Consider the following 16092-nt stretch of genomic DNA (forward strand, 5'->3'; position numbering starts at 1 on the left):
TGCGCGACAACTAGGGTTCGAGCCGAGATTCAACGCCCAAGCGCTTGGCCGCCCAACGCTGGTACAAGCTAATTGCCGCATCCGCACCCGCCAAGGCCGTCAGGCACCCCAAGGCCCCAGCCGCCAAAACCGACATACCCGCCGAGTACAGCAGCATAAAAGTAGACACGCCACACACCATGCAGGCGCCCGAACGCAAAGCAAGACGTCGCGCAAGCTGCCACCCGCTGGCGCCTTCTTTATCGGCCCGCCACATTTCGCCAAAAATACCACCCACCAAGGCAAGAAGGATGACCAGCAAAACCGGCATATCCAGCAACATTTGCGGCTCATTCATCATGTCATCACTCCTAAATCCTTACTGATAAGCGCCAATTTCTGGCTCATGGGCTGACAATCGGCACTACATTTACACCGCATCCTTGCATGAGTTCGGTCGTGTACAGCGGTGCGATAAAGACTATTCATGTATGGATATACAGTCAATGCACCAATGCATATTTTTCCACATCATCCTCTAGACTCGACAGACAAAAACCCACAACACGTAGGAACTACCTTTTGATAACCGAAAAAAAACCCACTTCTGAGTGGGTTTATTTATAAAACTGATGCCTAGCGGGCATACATTCCCCACCAGAACACATGACCGAGAATCACAAACTGCTCGTCCTCAAGATCAATGTAGTTGTAATCCTCATCCGGGTATTCATCACGATTAAAGCTGCGCAACCGAATACCCGAGGCCAAACGATAGAGCTGTTTGACCCGCAACTGGCCGTTGTGATTGATCGCGTACAAATCACCATCAATGAGCTCATCAATAGAGCGCTTGCCAGCATTCACACCGACCGTTGCCCCGTCGCGTAACACCGGCAACATGCTGTCTCCACGTACCGTCACACATTTGGCTTGATCAAACTGCACGCCATTGTGACGCAGGCTGCGCTTGCCGAAACGGAGTTTGGCGCGCTCGCTTTCTTCAATGGCAAAACGCCCCGACCCCGCAGCCAGTTCAACTTGCCGTAAAAAAGGAATGGAGACTTCATCATCTGCCACAGGTGTATCGTCGTCCCACAAGCAAATATCGTGCAGCTCCGGGTGCAGAGGTTCAGTGTCAGCCATCGGCTGAACTACTGGGTCGCCACGTCCACGCAAGCGATCGGTACTGATGTTGAAGTACTCAGCAATTTTGGAGAGGTTGCGATCAGAGGGTTCGGCAATCTTGCCACTCAATATTCTGGACAGAGTGGACTGCGGCACGCCGGTCAGTCGGTGCAGCGTCATGGCGCTGATTTGATGCCGAGTGAGCAGCGCTTTGAGGACAGTTGAAACAGTACGGTTGGGCATGGGCCGAATATTGCTGTCGACCCAGCCAGATGGCAAATGCTATTTCTTCTATTTATAGCAACACACCGAACCAGCCCGCACATGCCTGTAGATGCAATGCACTGGCATGTTAACCTTGCGCCCATTGCAAAAAAGCCGCGTGCCACGCCTGCTTTTCATCCCACCTTTTAAACGAATCCGCCTAAGCCACTCATGAGTAAGAATACTTCCGATCTGTCCTCACACACGCCGATGATGCAGCAGTACTGGCGCCTGAAGAACCAGCACCCAGATCAACTGATGTTCTATCGCATGGGCGATTTCTACGAGATCTTTTATGAAGATGCGAAGAAAGCCGCCAAATTACTGGACATCACCCTAACCGCCCGCGGGCAGTCGGCCGGGCAGGCGATTCCAATGTGCGGGATTCCTTATCATGCCGCCGAAGGCTATTTGGCCAAGCTGGTAAAGCTCGGCGAATCGGTGGTCATTTGTGAGCAGGTCGGCGACCCGGCAACCAGTAAAGGGCCGGTTGATCGTCAGGTGGTTCGCATCATCACGCCGGGCACCGTCAGCGATGAAGCGCTGCTCGATGAGCGCCGTGACAACCTGATTGCCGCCGTGCTGGGCGATGAGCGTTTGTTTGGCCTGGCCGTGCTGGATATCACCAGCGGCAATTTTTCGGTTCTGGAAATCAAGGGCTGGGAAAACCTGCTGGCTGAGCTGGAGCGGATCAACCCGGTTGAGCTGATGATCCCGGACGACTGGCCACAAGGTTTGCCCGCAGAAAAACGCCGTGGTGTGCGGCGTCGTGCGCCGTGGGACTTTGAGCGCGATTCAGCCCTTAAAAGCTTATGCCAACAATTTTCGACCCAAGACCTTAAAGGTTTTGGCTGCGAGAACCTGACTCTGGCCATCGGCGCTGCAGGCTGCTTGCTTAGCTATGCCAAAGAAACCCAGCGTACGGCCCTGCCCCATTTGCGCAGCCTGCGCCATGAACGACTCGACGACACCGTGGTGCTCGACGGGGCTACTCGCCGCAATCTGGAGCTGGACACCAATTTGGCGGGAGGGCGCGACAACACCCTGCAATCTGTGGTCGACCGCTGCCAAACGTCGATGGGTAGCCGCTTGCTGACACGCTGGTTAAATCGCCCACTGCGGGATTTGAACGTATTACTGGCGCGCCAATCCTCGATTACCTGCCTACTGGACGGCTACCGCTTCGAGAAGCTTCAGCCCCAACTCAAAGAAATCGGCGATCTTGAGCGGATTCTGGCTCGAATCGGCCTGCGTAATGCGCGCCCACGTGATCTGGCCCGCCTGCGCGACGCGCTGGCGGCATTGCCTGAGCTGCAAGATGCAATGCTGGATCTGGACACCCCGCATCTGAAGCAACTGGCAATCACCACCAGCACCTACCCGGAACTGGCGCTGTTGTTGGACAAAGCAATTATTGATAACCCGCCTGCGGTGATTCGCGATGGTGGCGTATTGAAAACAGGCTACGACGCTGAGCTGGACGAGCTGCAATCGCTGAGCGAAAACGCCGGGCAGTTTTTGATTGATCTGGAAGCCCGCGAAAAAGCGCGCACGGGGCTGGCCAATCTCAAAGTGGGCTACAACCGCGTCCACGGCTACTTCATCGAGCTGCCAAGCAAGCAAGCCGAGCAAGCACCGGCAGATTACATTCGCCGTCAAACTCTCAAAGGGGCTGAGCGCTTTATCACGCCAGAGCTTAAAGAGTTCGAAGATAAAGCCCTGTCGGCCAAAAGCCGTGCATTGGCTCGCGAAAAAATGCTGTACGAAGCCCTGCTCGAAACCATGATCACCCACCTTGCCCCGCTGCAGGACACTGCCGCTGCGTTGGCAGAGCTCGATGTGCTAAGCAACCTGGCCGAGCGCGCGCTAAACCTTGATTTGAATTGCCCGCGCTTTGTTGACGAACCGTGCATGCGCATCAACCAAGGCCGTCACCCGGTGGTTGAACAAGTGTTGACCACGCCCTTTGTGGCCAACGATCTGGCACTGGATGACAACACCCGCATGCTGATCATTACCGGCCCGAACATGGGTGGTAAATCGACCTACATGCGTCAGACCGCTCTGATCGTATTGCTGGCGCACATTGGCAGTTTTGTACCGGCCGCTAGCTGCGAGCTGTCATTGGTTGACCGAATTTTCACCCGAATCGGTTCCAGCGATGATTTGGCCGGTGGCCGCTCGACCTTCATGGTCGAGATGAGCGAAACCGCAAATATTTTGCATAACGCCACTGAGCGCAGCTTGGTGCTGATGGATGAAGTTGGACGCGGTACCAGTACATTCGACGGTTTGTCGCTGGCGTGGGCTGCGGCAGAACGTCTCGCTCAATTGCGCGCTTACACCTTGTTTGCCACCCACTACTTTGAGCTGACTGTGCTGCCCGAGAGCGAACCGATGGTGGCCAACGTGCACTTGAGCGCAACCGAGCACAAAGAACGCATCGTGTTTTTGCACCACGTGCTACCTGGCCCTGCAAGTCAGAGCTACGGTTTGGCAGTGGCCCAATTGGCGGGGGTTCCAGCCAATGTGATCACCCGGGCCCGCGAGCACTTGAGCCGACTCGAAACCACAAGTTTGCCGCATGAAGTTGCACGTCCAACACCGGGCAAACCGTTAGCGCCACAACAAAGCGATATGTTTGCTAGCCTCCCTCACCCAGTGCTGGATGACCTGGCCAAGCTCAATCTGGATGACCTGACGCCACGTAAAGCCCTTGATTTGCTCTACACATTAAAGACGCGCATCTAACGCAGATGCTTTCAAGCTGATAGAATCGCGCGCGGTTCGAGATGCTACTGGCCTTTTAGCCTGATCAGTAGATATCACTCTCGAACCTGGCGAGCCCGATCTGGAAGGGCTTCGCTGCCGCCGCCTGAGGAGAAAATTAGAAATGACCTTCGTCGTCACCGACAACTGCATCAAGTGCAAGTACACCGACTGCGTAGAAGTCTGTCCGGTGGACTGCTTTTACGAAGGCCCGAACTTCCTGGTGATTCACCCGGATGAGTGCATTGATTGCGCGCTTTGTGAGCCTGAATGCCCAGCACAGGCGATCTTCTCTGAAGATGAAGTGCCTGCGGACATGCAAGAGTTCATTCAGTTGAATGTGGAGCTGGCTGAAATCTGGCCCAACATCACTGAAAAGAAAGACGCTCTGCCGGACGCGGAAGAGTTTGATGGTGTGAAAGGCAAGATCAAAGATCTGATACGCTAATTCGCACCACACCAAAAAGCCCCGATTCCTGTGAGTCGGGGCTTTTTGCGTTTAAAGGATTAGCCTTTAATTTCACAGCCGGTTGCAGCCTGGAGTTGCTCCAGCGTTACATCTGTTGCCAGCTCAACCAGCTTGAGGCCCTGCTCGGTCACATCCAGCACCCCAAGGTCGGTAATGATCCTGTCGACCACGCCAACGCCGGTTAGGGGGAGATCGCACTGTTTAAGCAGTTTATGGGTGCCACCTTTAGCGGTGTGCTCCATCAGCACCACTACGCGCTTGACCCCAGCGACCAAGTCCATTGCGCCGCCCATGCCTTTGACCATTTTGCCGGGGATCATCCAGTTGGCCAGATCGCCCTTCTCGGACACCTGCATCGCCCCAAGAATCGACAGATTAATGTGCCCGCCGCGAATCATGGCGAACGAGTCAGCACTGTTAAAAAAGCTGCTGCCCGGCAAAGTGGTGATGGTTTGCTTGCCGGCGTTGATCAAGTCGGCATCGACTTCCTCTTCAGTCGGAAACGGGCCGATACCCAGCAGACCATTCTCACTTTGCAGCCAAACATCCATCCCTTGCGGTATGTAATTGGCCACCAGCGTTGGTAAACCGATACCCAAGTTGACGTAGAAACCGTCCTGTAGTTCTTGAGCGGCGCGGTGCGCCATTTCTTCACGAGTCCAAGCCATGGTCAGGCGCTCCGCACAGTGCGTTGTTCGATGCGTTTTTCAGGGGTGGCATTGAGAATAAGCCGCTGTACGTAGATCCCCGGCAAATGAACCTGATCTGGCTCGATCTCGCCAACTTCGACGATTTCTTCCACTTCAACCACACACACCTTGGCCGCCATTGCAGCCAGCGGATTGAAGTTGCGAGCCGTTTTATTAAACAACAGGTTGCCCGACTTATCGGCCTTCCAGGCTTTAACCAAGGCGACATCGGCACGCAGTGAACGCTCCATGACGTACCACTCGCCATCAAATTCGCGGGTTTCCTTGCCTTCAGCCACCAAAGTGCCATAACCGGTCTTGGTGTAAAAAGCAGGAATGCCCGCCCCGCCCGCTCGCAGCTTTTCAGCCAGCGTGCCTTGCGGGGTGAATTCGAGCTCCAGCTCACCCGCCAAATACTGACGCTCGAACTCTTTGTTCTCACCAACGTAGGAAGAAATCATTTTGCGAATCTGACGCGTCGTTAACAGTTGACCCAAGCCAAAACCATCTACGCCTGCGTTATTGCTGATTACTGTCAATTCACGCTTGCCGCTGTCTCGTAGCGCGGCAATCAATGCTTCTGGAATCCCACACAACCCAAACCCCCCTACAGCCAGGGTCATGCCGTCTTCGACAAGGCCCTGCAAAGCGGATTCAGCACTCGAGTAAATCTTGTTCACTTTTTATTCCTCGAATTCACCACGGCACTCGCAACGCCACCGCAGTCTGTTTGCTTAAGCCAAGAGCGGGCAACTCCAAGATAATCACCCAGTCTCCGATTTTGGCTGCTCCGGTCTGTGCCAGAGCGTTGCCCGAGTGTAGGGGAAGCAGGCGAGCAAACTCTAGGGATGAGTGACGCAGGCAAGGAAATAGTTGCGCGGCGTGTCGCCGTTCAGTAACTCTTTGACGTGGCGAATGCGCTTTTGGAGGGATTTAACTCGGCCACAAGGGCCTGCTTTGATTTGGGTAGCAGCCACCCTTAACAAAGCCGTAACATTTGACCGACAAAATTCTTAGCTGGCTAACTTCAAAGCCCAGACGCAGGCATAGATAAAGGCTCCTTGGTATCAAAAAGCCTTTAGCGCAAAATCTTCCCTAGCCTTATCGTCTGAGACAACTAGACTCAGCTTCAAATTGGGTTGGGGACTTGCAAACCGGGGTTCGATCGCAGCATGTCCAATGCAATGTCCACCCAAGCTTCAGCTTCGTGATAAAGATCGAAACTGTCGGGAACGAGCAGCCATTTCCCGAGGACTCCGTCGATATAGGCATGCAGACAGATAGCAGCTCGACGAACATCAAGCGTTGCAGGGAGTTGTTGGCGATGGATGGCATTATTCAAGGCCAGCTCGATTCGACTGTTGCAATCCAGGCTCTCGACTTGGCGTTGACGACGGAAATCGCACATTTCGTCAGTGAGTTCACACTTATGGAACAAGATTTCATTAATACGTCGAGTTTTTGGATCAGTGGCAACTTGCCGAAACAAATGGATCAGCAGCTTGCGCATGCAGCCAAGCGGATCAATTTCGTCCTGATTTTCACTGGCTCTTGCCAGCTCATCCAAAGGTTCGTGCAAGCTATCGAGCATGGCTTGAACCAACTCAGCCTTGTTGCTGAAGTGCCAATAAATGGCGCCCCGCGTGACCCCGGCAAGCGTCGCAATATCGGCCAGGGTCGTGCGCGCAACGCCCCGCTCATAAAAGGCTTGTTCGGCAGCTTCGAGGATTTTGCTCCGGGTTTCTTGAGCTTCTTCTTTGGTTCGACGCACCATGGCACTAACAACCTCAATCAGGGGGATTTGAATGATTGAGCTCACTCATCCAAATCAACATCGGGTGGCGTTTGTTATGCCTTATCCCGGCTTACTTAACGCTTTGAAAAGGGACGCGTAACGTCTATGACGACAAGTTCCCACTATTTACAAACAGACACGAATGTAAGTATATTCCTTAGCAAGCTACTTATCCACCCGGAACAGCTTTCTTTACCCTTCCACTATTCTTGTGCGCTTTCGCGTGCCTGACCCGAGGATTTTCATGCAATTCAAGCCAGCTGTTACCGCTCTGGTTGCTGCCGTCGCCCTAGCATCGCTGCTCAGTGGATGTAAAAAGGAAGAGGTGGCACCTGCCCCACAAATCCCTCAGGTCGGCGTTGTGACGCTTAAAGCCCAGCCGTTTACCTTGACCACCGACCTTCCAGGTCGCACGACGTCCTACCGTTCTGCGGAAGTTCGCCCACAGGTTAATGGGATCATTCTCAAGCGCTACTTCAAAGAAGGCAGTGACGTTAAAGCGGGTCAGCAGCTCTACCAAATCGACCCTGCTATCTACGAAAGCAGCGTTCTAAGTGCCAAGGCCACCTTACAATCGGCTAAATCACTGGCCAATCGCTACAAGCAATTGGTCGCAGAACAGGCTGTCAGCCGTCAGGAATACGACAACGCCGAAGCGGCACGTCTGGAAGCTGAAGCCACGCTGAACACCGCTCAGGTGAACTTGCGCTACACCAAGGTGCTGGCGCCGCTATCTGGCCGCATTGGTCGCTCACTGTTCACTGAAGGTGCTCTGGTAACCAGCGGTCAAGCTGATGCGCTGGCCGTCATCACCCAGCTGGACCCCATCTATGTTGACGTGACCCAATCGTCGGTCGAGATGCTTGAGCTGCGTCGTGATTTGGCAGAAGGCCGCTTGAAGAAAGCCGGTGATAACGCTGCCAAAGTTAAGCTGACCCTGCCAGATGGCAGCGAATATTCAGAAGAAGGCCGCCTAGAGTTCACCGAAGTTTCGGTCGACGAAACCACCGGTTCCGTTACCTTGCGTGCTGTATTCCCCAACCCGAATGACATCCTGTTGCCAGGCATGTTTGTTCACGCCCAGTTGGAAGCTGGCATCAACAGTGACGCCATTCTTGCACCGCAAATTGGTGTGACTCACAACCTCAAAGGCCAACCGACTGCGCTGGTTGTAGGGCCGGACAACAAGGTTGAGCTGCGTGTGCTTCAGGCATCTCGCACTGTGGGTAACAACTGGCTGGTCGAGAAAGGCCTGAATGCTGGCGATCGCCTGATTACCGACGGCCTGCAATTCATCAAGCCAGGTATCGAAGTCAAGATCATGGACAAACCACAGGGCGCAACCCCGGCATCTGCCCCGGCAACAGACAAAGCTACGGGCAGTAAAGGGGAATAAACCATGTCGAAATTTTTTATCGACCGTCCGATTTTCGCTTGGGTAATTGCCCTGGTGATCATGCTGGTCGGGGCTCTATCGATCCTCAAACTTCCGATCAACCAATACCCGAGCATTGCACCGCCCGCCATTTCGATCTCCGTGACCTACCCGGGCGCTTCTGCGCAAACCGTGCAGGACACCGTGGTTCAGGTGATCGAGCAGCAACTCAACGGTATTGACCACCTGCGTTATGTGTCATCGGAGAGTAACTCCGACGGCAGCATGACCATTACGGCTACGTTCGAGCAAGGCACCGACCCTGACACTGCTCAGGTTCAGGTGCAGAACAAGCTCAACCTTGCAACGCCATTGCTGCCTCAAGAAGTTCAGCAGCAAGGCATCCGAGTCACCAAGGCAGTTAAAAACTTCCTGATGGTGATCGGCGTGGTGTCCGAAGACGGCACCATGAACAAGGACGACTTGTCGAACTACATCGTTTCGAACATGCAGGACCCTATCTCCCGTACCGAAGGTGTGGGCGACTTCCAGGTGTTCGGTGCTCAGTACGCAATGCGTATCTGGCTCGACCCGTCCAAGCTGAACAAGTACAACCTGACACCGGTCGATGTTAAATCGGCTATCTCCGCACAAAACGTACAGGTGTCTTCCGGGCAACTGGGCGGCCTGCCGGCGGTAAAAGGTCAGGAGCTGAACGCAACCATCATCGGCAAAACCCGTCTGCAAACGGCCGATGAGTTCAAAAAGATCCTGCTCAAAGTCAACACCGATGGTTCTCAGGTTCGCCTGAGCGATGTGGCCGATGTAGCGTTGGGCGGCGAGAACTACAGCATCAGCGCCCAGTACAACGGCAAACCGTCTTCGGGTCTTGCGATCAAGCTGGCAACAGGCGCCAACGCGCTGGATACGGCCAAGGCACTGCACCAAACCATCAGCGACCTGGAACCATTCTTCCCGCCAGGCATGAAAGTGGTTTACCCCTACGACACCACGCCAGTGGTCTCGGCATCGATCAAGGGCGTACTTGAAACCCTGGTTGAAGCCGTTGTACTGGTGTTCCTGGTGATGTTCCTGTTCCTGCAAAACTTCCGCGCCACCATCATCACCACGATGACCGTGCCGGTGGTATTGCTGGGCACTTTCGGGATTCTCGCAGCAGCCGGTTTCAGCATTAACACCCTGACCATGTTCGGTATGGTTCTGGCCATCGGCTTGCTGGTGGACGATGCCATCGTTGTGGTTGAAAACGTCGAACGGGTGATGAGCGAAGAAGGGTTACCGCCCAAAGAAGCCACCAAAAAATCCATGGAGCAAATCCAGGGTGCTCTGGTGGGTATTGCCTTGGTACTCTCGGCTGTATTGCTGCCTATGGCGTTCTTCAGCGGCTCAACGGGTGTGATTTACAAACAGTTCTCGATCACCATTGTTTCGGCGATGGCCTTGTCGGTACTGGTTGCATTGATCTTCACCCCGGCCCTGTGCGCCACCATGCTCAAGCCCATTCAAAAAGGCGATCACGGTGAAAACAAGCGCGGGTTCTTTGGCTGGTTTAACCGCACCTTCGACAGTGGCGTAAAGCGCTACGAGAAAGGTGTCGGCAGCATCCTGCGCCACAAAGCACCGTACCTGCTGGCTTACGTACTGATCGTGGTAGGCATGGTGTTCCTGTTTACACGCATTCCAACCTCCTTCTTGCCAGAAGAAGATCAGGGCGTACTGTTCGCCCAGGTTCAAACGCCGGCAGGCACGACAGCAGAACGCACTCAGGATGTAATCGACCGGATGCGCGAATACCTGCTGACCGAGGAATCGGGCGCAGTGTCTTCGGTGTTCACCGTAAACGGCTTCAACTTTGCCGGTCGTGGTCAAAGCTCGGGGTTGGCGTTCATCATGCTCAAACCTTGGGGTGAGCGCGATGCAGACAACAGCGTATTCGCACTGGCTACTCGCGCTCAAAAGCACTTCTCCACCTTCCGCGATGCAATGGTGTTTGCTTTTGCCCCGCCAGCGGTTATGGAGTTGGGTAACGCCACCGGTTTTGACGTTTACCTGCAAGACCGCGCCGGTATCGGTCACGAAAAACTGATGGAAGCGCGTAATCAGTTCCTTGGCATGGCGTCTCAAAGCAAAGTCCTGGCAGGCGTACGCCCTAACGGCCTGAACGACGAGCCGCAATACCAGCTGGAAATTGACGACGAAGCCGCTCGCGCTCTGGGCGTAAGCCTGTCTGACATCAACAACACCCTGTCGATTGGTTTGGGTGCCAGTTACGTCAACGACTTCATCGACCGTGGCCGCGTTAAAAAGGTCTTCCTGCAAGGTGACGCTGAATCGCGGATGAACCCTGAAGACCTGAAGAAGTGGTATGTACGCAACGACCAAGGGACGATGGTGCCATTCTCGGCCTTCGCCAAAGGCAAGTGGATCTACGGCGCGCCTAAGCTGTCGCGTTATAACGGCGTAGAAGCGATGGAAATCCTCGGTGCTCCAGCGCCTGGCTACAGCAGCGGTGAGGCCATGGCCGAAGTCGAAGCCTTGGCCAAGAAGCTGCCTGCTGGTGTCGGTATCTCCTGGACGGGCCTGTCTTACGAGGAGCGTCTGTCAGGTTCGCAAGCACCTGCCCTGTACGCGATTTCCTTGCTGATGGTATTCCTGTGCCTTGCGGCCCTGTACGAAAGCTGGTCGATTCCAATTGCGGTAATGCTGGTTGTTCCGCTCGGGATTATTGGTGCACTTATGGCGACCAGCATGCGGGGGCTGTCCAACGACGTGTACTTCCAGGTGGGCTTGCTAACGACCATCGGTCTGGCCTCGAAAAACGCCATTCTGATTGTCGAATTTGCCAAGGAGCTGCATGAACAAGGGCGTACCCTGACGGAGGCTGCAATCGAGGCGTGCCGCATGCGTTTGCGTCCGATCATCATGACCTCGCTGGCGTTTGTACTGGGTGTGATCCCACTGGCCATTTCCTCGGGCGCAGGTTCGGGCAGTCAGCACGCCATTGGTACAGGGGTTATCGGCGGTATGATCACCGCAACCGTTCTCGCTGTGTTCTGGGTGCCGCTGTTCTTCGTGGCCGTGTCCTCTTTTGGTAGCAAAAAAGAGACCGAACCCAAAGTGGACCTGACTAAAACTCCAAACAAAGAGGCTGGCCAATGAGCAAGTCGCTTCTCGCAGTAGCTGTCGCAGCGTTCGCGCTGGGCGGCTGCTCGCTGATCCCCGATTACCAGCGCCCTGAAGCGCCGGTAGCGGCGCAATACCCGACAGGGCCGGCTTACTCGCCGACCGAAGCGGCCAATCAGGCCGCTGCAGAACAAGGCTGGCGTCAGTTTTTTCAAGACCCGGCCCTGCAACAGCTGATTCAAACAGCGCTGGTAAACAACCGCGACCTTCGGGTTGCGGCGTTGAACATTGACGCTTATGCGGCGCAGTACCGCATTCAGCGTGCCGACCTGTTCCCGGCCGTCACTGCCAATGGCAGCGGCAGCCGCCAGCGCACACCGGCCAACATGTCGCAGACGGGCGAGTCAGGCATCACCAGCTCCTACTCAGCGACCTTGGGCGTGAGCGCTTACGAACTGGACTTGTTCGGTCGTATTCGCAGCCTCAGCGATCAAGCGTTGCAGAACTACTTTGCAACTGAAGAAGCTCGCCGCACGACCCAAATCAGCTTGGTGGCCAGCGTCGCCAATGCTTACTTGACCTGGCAAGCTGACAAAGAACTGCTCAAGCTGACCGAAGACACTCTCAAAACGTTCGAGGAGAGTTACAAACTCACCTTGCGCAGCAATGAAGTCGGTGTGGCCTCAGCATTGGATGTAAGCCAGTCACGTACCTCGGTCGAAAACGCCAAAGTACAACTGGCCCGATACACCCGTCAGGTTGCTCAAGACCAAAACAGCTTGGCCTTGCTGCTCGGTACGACCATTCCGGACAACCTGCCTGCCAGCAAACCACTGGCGGCAGACCTGTTGACCGAAGTACCGGCAGGCTTGCCATCGGACTTGCTGCAACGTCGCCCGGACATTCTGGAAGCCGAGCACAAGTTGCTGGCCGCCAACGCCAATATTGGTGCTGCACGGGCCGCCTTCTTCCCAAGCATCAGCCTCACGGCCAATGCCGGGACCTTGAGCCCAGACCTCTCGGGTCTGTTCAAAGGTGGTTCGGGCACATGGCTGTTTTCACCGCAAATCAACCTGCCGATTTTTAACGCAGGGGCTTTGCGTGCCAGCCTGGACTACTCAAAAATCCAGAAGGACATCACCGTCTCTCAGTACGAGAAGGCGATCCAGACGGCATTTCAAGAAGTCTCCGACGGCTTGGCCGCTCGTCAAACCTACAATCAGCAATTGCAGGCGCAAACTGATTTCGTTAACGCCAACCAGGATTACTACCGTTTGGCCGAACGTCGTTATCGGATTGGCATCGACAGCAACCTGACCTTCCTTGACGCTCAGCGCTCGTTGTTCAGCGCGCAGCAATCGCTGATCACTGATCGCCTGTCGCAGCTGACCAGTGAGGTCAATCTGTACAAAGCGCTAGGCGGCGGCTGGTTTGAACAGACCGGTCAAAATCGACCGGTATCAGACGAGCCCCCCAAGGCCTGATAACGTTCACGCCACACGACAAACCCGCCTTCTGGCGGGTTTGTTCGTTTTAAGCGTCAAACAACGCCCAGTAGCGTTCGATTACCGCCCAATACTCTCAACACTCGATTGAACTGCCCTACCCTTCATCGCACCATTCTCCCCATACCTAATAACCATAAAAACGGGTCTTCGCTCATGCTCGCAACATTGCCTCTACCGGGTTAACAACGCCCAACGCCCTCTCAAATAACACTGATCTGCAACCTCATGGTTGCGGCAATGAACGGCTTCACCCCTAACAATTAGAGAGACCCACGATGTCATCACTGCACTCTGGCCATTGCTTGTGGCCTACGCTACTCACTGCTGCCCTCGTCAGTTGCGGGCTCACTGCCCACGTTCAAGCAGAAGGTTTTATCGATGACGCCAGCGTCAACCTGAACCTGCGTAACTACTACATCAATCGCAACTTCACCAACCCAACCTACCCCCAAGCCAAAGCTGAAGAGTGGACCCAAAGCTTCATTCTGGATGCACGCTCGGGCTTCACCCAAGGGACAGTGGGCTTTGGCATTGATGTGCTGGGATTGATGGCCTACAAGCTCGACAGCGGTGGCGGCACCACGGGCACCCAATTGCTGCCACAAACGGGCACCGGCTCGACCGCCAAACGCGGCGCGCCCGACAACTTCGGGCGGCTGGGTGTAGCCGCCAAGGCTCGCGTTTCAAACACCGAGCTAAAAGTGGGCGAATGGATGGTGGTGTTACCCATTTTGCGCTCGGACGATGGCCGCTCACTGCCGCAAACCTTTGAAGGTGCGCAAATCACGGCCAAAGAAATCGCGGGTTTGACCCTGTATGGCGGCCAAATGCGCGGCGTCAGCTGGCGCAACTCTTCAGACATGGAAGACATGAGTTTCGGCGGTGCAACCTCTGACCGCTTCAACTTTGCGGGCGGCGAATACACTTTCAATGAAAAACGCACGATGGTCGGCGTCTGGAATGCCCAACTAAAAGACATCTACAACCAGCAGTACATCAACCTGGTACACAGTCAGGCCCTTGGCGACTGGACCTTTGGTGCCAATCTGGGTTACTTCATCGGTAAAGAAGACGGCAGCCAACGCGCCGGCAAGCTCGACAACAAAACCGCCTCGGGCTTGTTCTCTGCACGCATCGGGGGCAACACTTTCTTCGTCGGTTTGCAGCAACTCACGGGTGAAACCCAGTGGATGCGTGTGGGGGGCACCAGTGGCGGCACCTTGGCCAACGACATGTACAACACCAGTTTCGATGCCGTCAAAGAACGCTCGTGGCAAGTGCGCTACGACCACAACTTCGTTGCTCAGGGCATCCCCGGCTTTACCACTTCAGTGCGTTACACCCACGGCGATAACATCCACACCGCCACCACAGACAATGGCAAAGAGTGGTCGCGTGACTTCGAATTGGCTTACACCTTCCAGGAAGGCGCTTTAAAAGACCTTAACCTGCGCTGGCGCAACTCCACCGTCCATCGGGATTACAGCAACAATGTATTCGATGAAAACCGTGTGATCGTCAGCTATCCAATCAACCTGCTGTAACCACGCTTTCTAAATAACCATAACGGGCCGCACTTTAGCGGCCCGTTTTAGTGTTAACGCAACACTGCCAACGCATTGGCGCCTCTTAGCCGTTCATCGACACCTCACTGGCATAACCGCACGACTCGCATACAGTCAGGCTTTATCCAGAATGTTTATGTGTGTTTATTTCTGCTTGTCAGCTAACGGGCTCGCGCATGCCTGCTCTCTCGCTGACCAGACCAAGGAGGTCAAGCGATGGTCAAACGAATTGCGATCGTGGGTGGTGGTGTCGGTGGTACGTTGCTCGCCAACCAATTGGTCACCAAGCTCTACCCGGAGATACTGCGCGGCGAGGTGCAAGTGACCTTGCTCTCCAATTCACCCGATCACTTTTACAAACCTGCGTTCATGTACATAGCGTTCAATCAGTTCTTTGAGCAAGAACTCAAGCGCAGCGAACGATCGCTGTTACGCCCAGAAATCGACTTTAAAGTCGAAGAAGTCACCCGTTTCGATTTTAAAGAGCAAACCTTGCACACCCGAAACGGCAAGCGTTTTGGGTATGACTACCTGGTAATCGCAACCGGTTGTGTTCCTGCACCGGAACGCATCGAAGGCCTCAAACAGGCGGGTGATCACTTCTACCAGTACGCACCTGCCAAACAATTGGCAGAACGTTTGAGCACCATTAAAAAGGGCCGAATCTTTATCACCGTCTCATTTCCACAAACGCCCAACGTGCCGCATCAATGCGGGATTGCCCCAGTAGAAACAACCCTCATGCTGGATGACTTTTTACGTCGACGGGGCGTGCGTGATCACGTTGAAATCGTCTACACCTACCCGACCACCGCCCAGTTGCTGCGTAACTGTTTGTTCTTGCAACGCCCCACCGGAGAAATATTGCCCTCCGTTTTCAAGCAGCGAAATATCCATTTTCAACGCGGGTTCACGTTGAGCAAGGTCGACCCGGATGCACGTATTGCTTACAGCGCCGAGGGAGAAGAACAGCCATTCGACATCCTGATGGCCACCCCGCCCATCCGCGCCGTGGATGCTGTGCTTAACAGCGGAGCCTCGCAGGCGCAAAACAATGAAGGCTGGCTGCCGACCAACCACGAAACCCTAGAGGTGTATGGCCTGGAGAACGTCTACGTTATCGGCGATACCGTGGATCTGCCGATCAGTAAGGCGGGAGGCGCCTGTCACAACCAAGGCCCGGTGATTGCCAACAATATCGCGGGGCAAATACGTTTGGGCGTCAACGTCAGTGTCTATGACGGCCGCGTTCAAGCTGTTGCCCAGATGGGCCTGAATGCAGGCATGCCACTTTGGTACGACTACGAGAATGACGTGCTGCCGACACCGCCCACCAAGCTGGGTGGTTTACTCAGAAATGGATTCAACCGTGGCCTGTATTGGGCCGTCGCCCGTGGAATGCTGTGA

The 16092-nt window shown here is 54.9% G+C and carries 12 protein-coding genes; 7 read left to right on the forward strand and 5 right to left on the reverse strand.

Going from position 1 to position 16092, the window contains the following annotated elements:
• Nucleotides 1–10: 10 nt before the first annotated feature.
• Nucleotides 11–340 carry a phage holin family protein gene (locus tag ACZRJQ_RS06240; RefSeq protein ID WP_463977507.1) on the reverse strand — a complete coding sequence of 110 codons (330 nt, stop codon included), beginning with the start codon at nt 338–340 and terminating at the stop codon, nt 11–13.
• A 275-nt stretch (nt 341–615) separates the two neighbouring features.
• The gene (locus ACZRJQ_RS06245) at nt 616–1350 is read right to left on the reverse strand and encodes a LexA family transcriptional regulator (RefSeq protein WP_463977508.1); all 735 of its coding nucleotides are present in this window, start codon (nt 1348–1350) and stop codon (nt 616–618) included.
• Between the two features lie 192 nt (nt 1351–1542).
• On the opposite strand from ACZRJQ_RS06245, the gene mutS reads away from it, so the two are divergent.
• Entirely contained in the window at nt 1543–4122 is a 2580-nt protein-coding gene (gene mutS, locus ACZRJQ_RS06250) for a DNA mismatch repair protein MutS (RefSeq protein WP_463977509.1), read from the forward strand.
• Nucleotides 4123–4264: 142 nt separating this feature from the next.
• The gene (fdxA, locus tag ACZRJQ_RS06255; protein WP_463977510.1) at nt 4265–4588 is read left to right on the forward strand and encodes a ferredoxin FdxA; all 324 of its coding nucleotides are present in this window, start codon (nt 4265–4267) and stop codon (nt 4586–4588) included.
• 59 nt (nt 4589–4647) lie between these two features.
• Here fdxA and ACZRJQ_RS06260 read toward each other — a convergent pair whose 3' ends face one another.
• The 3 genes from ACZRJQ_RS06260 to ACZRJQ_RS06270 all read right to left on the reverse strand — a co-directional run bounded on the left by ACZRJQ_RS06260 (nt 4648) and on the right by ACZRJQ_RS06270 (nt 7072).
• Nucleotides 4648–5277, reverse strand: a complete 630-nt coding sequence (locus tag ACZRJQ_RS06260) for a CoA transferase subunit B (RefSeq protein ID WP_463977511.1) — start codon at nt 5275–5277, stop codon at nt 4648–4650.
• 2 nt (nt 5278–5279) lie between these two features.
• On the reverse strand, nt 5280–5978 hold the full coding sequence (locus ACZRJQ_RS06265) for a CoA transferase subunit A (RefSeq protein WP_463977512.1): 699 nt from the start codon (nt 5976–5978) through the stop codon (nt 5280–5282).
• A gap of 449 nt (nt 5979–6427) precedes the next feature.
• Nucleotides 6428–7072 carry a TetR family transcriptional regulator gene (locus tag ACZRJQ_RS06270; RefSeq protein WP_463977513.1) on the reverse strand — a complete coding sequence of 215 codons (645 nt, stop codon included), beginning with the start codon at nt 7070–7072 and terminating at the stop codon, nt 6428–6430.
• A gap of 265 nt (nt 7073–7337) precedes the next feature.
• On the opposite strand from ACZRJQ_RS06270, the gene ACZRJQ_RS06275 reads away from it, so the two are divergent.
• The 5 genes from ACZRJQ_RS06275 (at nt 7338) to ACZRJQ_RS06295 (ending at nt 16092) form a co-directional block, all read left to right on the forward strand.
• Nucleotides 7338–8489: an efflux RND transporter periplasmic adaptor subunit gene (locus tag ACZRJQ_RS06275; RefSeq protein WP_463977514.1), complete on the forward strand. Its 1152-nt coding sequence runs from the start codon at nt 7338–7340 to the stop codon at nt 8487–8489.
• 3 nt (nt 8490–8492) lie between these two features.
• Nucleotides 8493–11648 carry an efflux RND transporter permease subunit gene (locus ACZRJQ_RS06280; protein ID WP_463977515.1) on the forward strand — a complete coding sequence of 1052 codons (3156 nt, stop codon included), beginning with the start codon at nt 8493–8495 and terminating at the stop codon, nt 11646–11648.
• Nucleotides 11645–13096 (forward strand): AdeC/AdeK/OprM family multidrug efflux complex outer membrane factor, encoded by a 1452-nt coding sequence (locus ACZRJQ_RS06285; protein WP_463977516.1) that lies wholly within the window; start codon nt 11645–11647, stop codon nt 13094–13096. Before ACZRJQ_RS06280 ends, ACZRJQ_RS06285 begins: the two co-directional genes overlap by 4 nt.
• Before the next feature lie 299 nt (nt 13097–13395).
• A complete protein-coding gene (locus ACZRJQ_RS06290; RefSeq protein WP_463977517.1) occupies nt 13396–14664 on the forward strand; it encodes an OprD family porin in 1269 nt (422 codons plus the stop codon).
• Between the two features lie 237 nt (nt 14665–14901).
• Nucleotides 14902–16092 carry an NAD(P)/FAD-dependent oxidoreductase gene (locus ACZRJQ_RS06295; protein ID WP_463977518.1) on the forward strand — a complete coding sequence of 397 codons (1191 nt, stop codon included), beginning with the start codon at nt 14902–14904 and terminating at the stop codon, nt 16090–16092.

The sequence above is a fragment of the Pseudomonas sp. E315 genome (assembly GCF_055406205.1).

Coding starts and splice junctions, on each gene's coding strand:
- ACZRJQ_RS06240 (WP_463977507.1), bottom strand. CDS start 340: ATGATGAATGAGCCGCAAATGTTGCTGGATATGCCGGTTTTGCTGGTC.
- ACZRJQ_RS06245 (WP_463977508.1), bottom strand. CDS start 1,350: ATGCCCAACCGTACTGTTTCAACTGTCCTCAAAGCGCTGCTCACTCGG.
- mutS (WP_463977509.1), top strand. CDS start 1,543: ATGAGTAAGAATACTTCCGATCTGTCCTCACACACGCCGATGATGCAG.
- fdxA (WP_463977510.1), top strand. CDS start 4,265: ATGACCTTCGTCGTCACCGACAACTGCATCAAGTGCAAGTACACCGAC.
- ACZRJQ_RS06260 (WP_463977511.1), bottom strand. CDS start 5,277: ATGGCTTGGACTCGTGAAGAAATGGCGCACCGCGCCGCTCAAGAACTA.
- ACZRJQ_RS06270 (WP_463977513.1), bottom strand. CDS start 7,072: ATGGTGCGTCGAACCAAAGAAGAAGCTCAAGAAACCCGGAGCAAAATC.
- ACZRJQ_RS06275 (WP_463977514.1), top strand. CDS start 7,338: ATGCAATTCAAGCCAGCTGTTACCGCTCTGGTTGCTGCCGTCGCCCTA.
- ACZRJQ_RS06280 (WP_463977515.1), top strand. CDS start 8,493: ATGTCGAAATTTTTTATCGACCGTCCGATTTTCGCTTGGGTAATTGCC.
- ACZRJQ_RS06285 (WP_463977516.1), top strand. CDS start 11,645: ATGAGCAAGTCGCTTCTCGCAGTAGCTGTCGCAGCGTTCGCGCTGGGC.
- ACZRJQ_RS06290 (WP_463977517.1), top strand. CDS start 13,396: ATGTCATCACTGCACTCTGGCCATTGCTTGTGGCCTACGCTACTCACT.
- ACZRJQ_RS06295 (WP_463977518.1), top strand. CDS start 14,902: ATGGTCAAACGAATTGCGATCGTGGGTGGTGGTGTCGGTGGTACGTTG.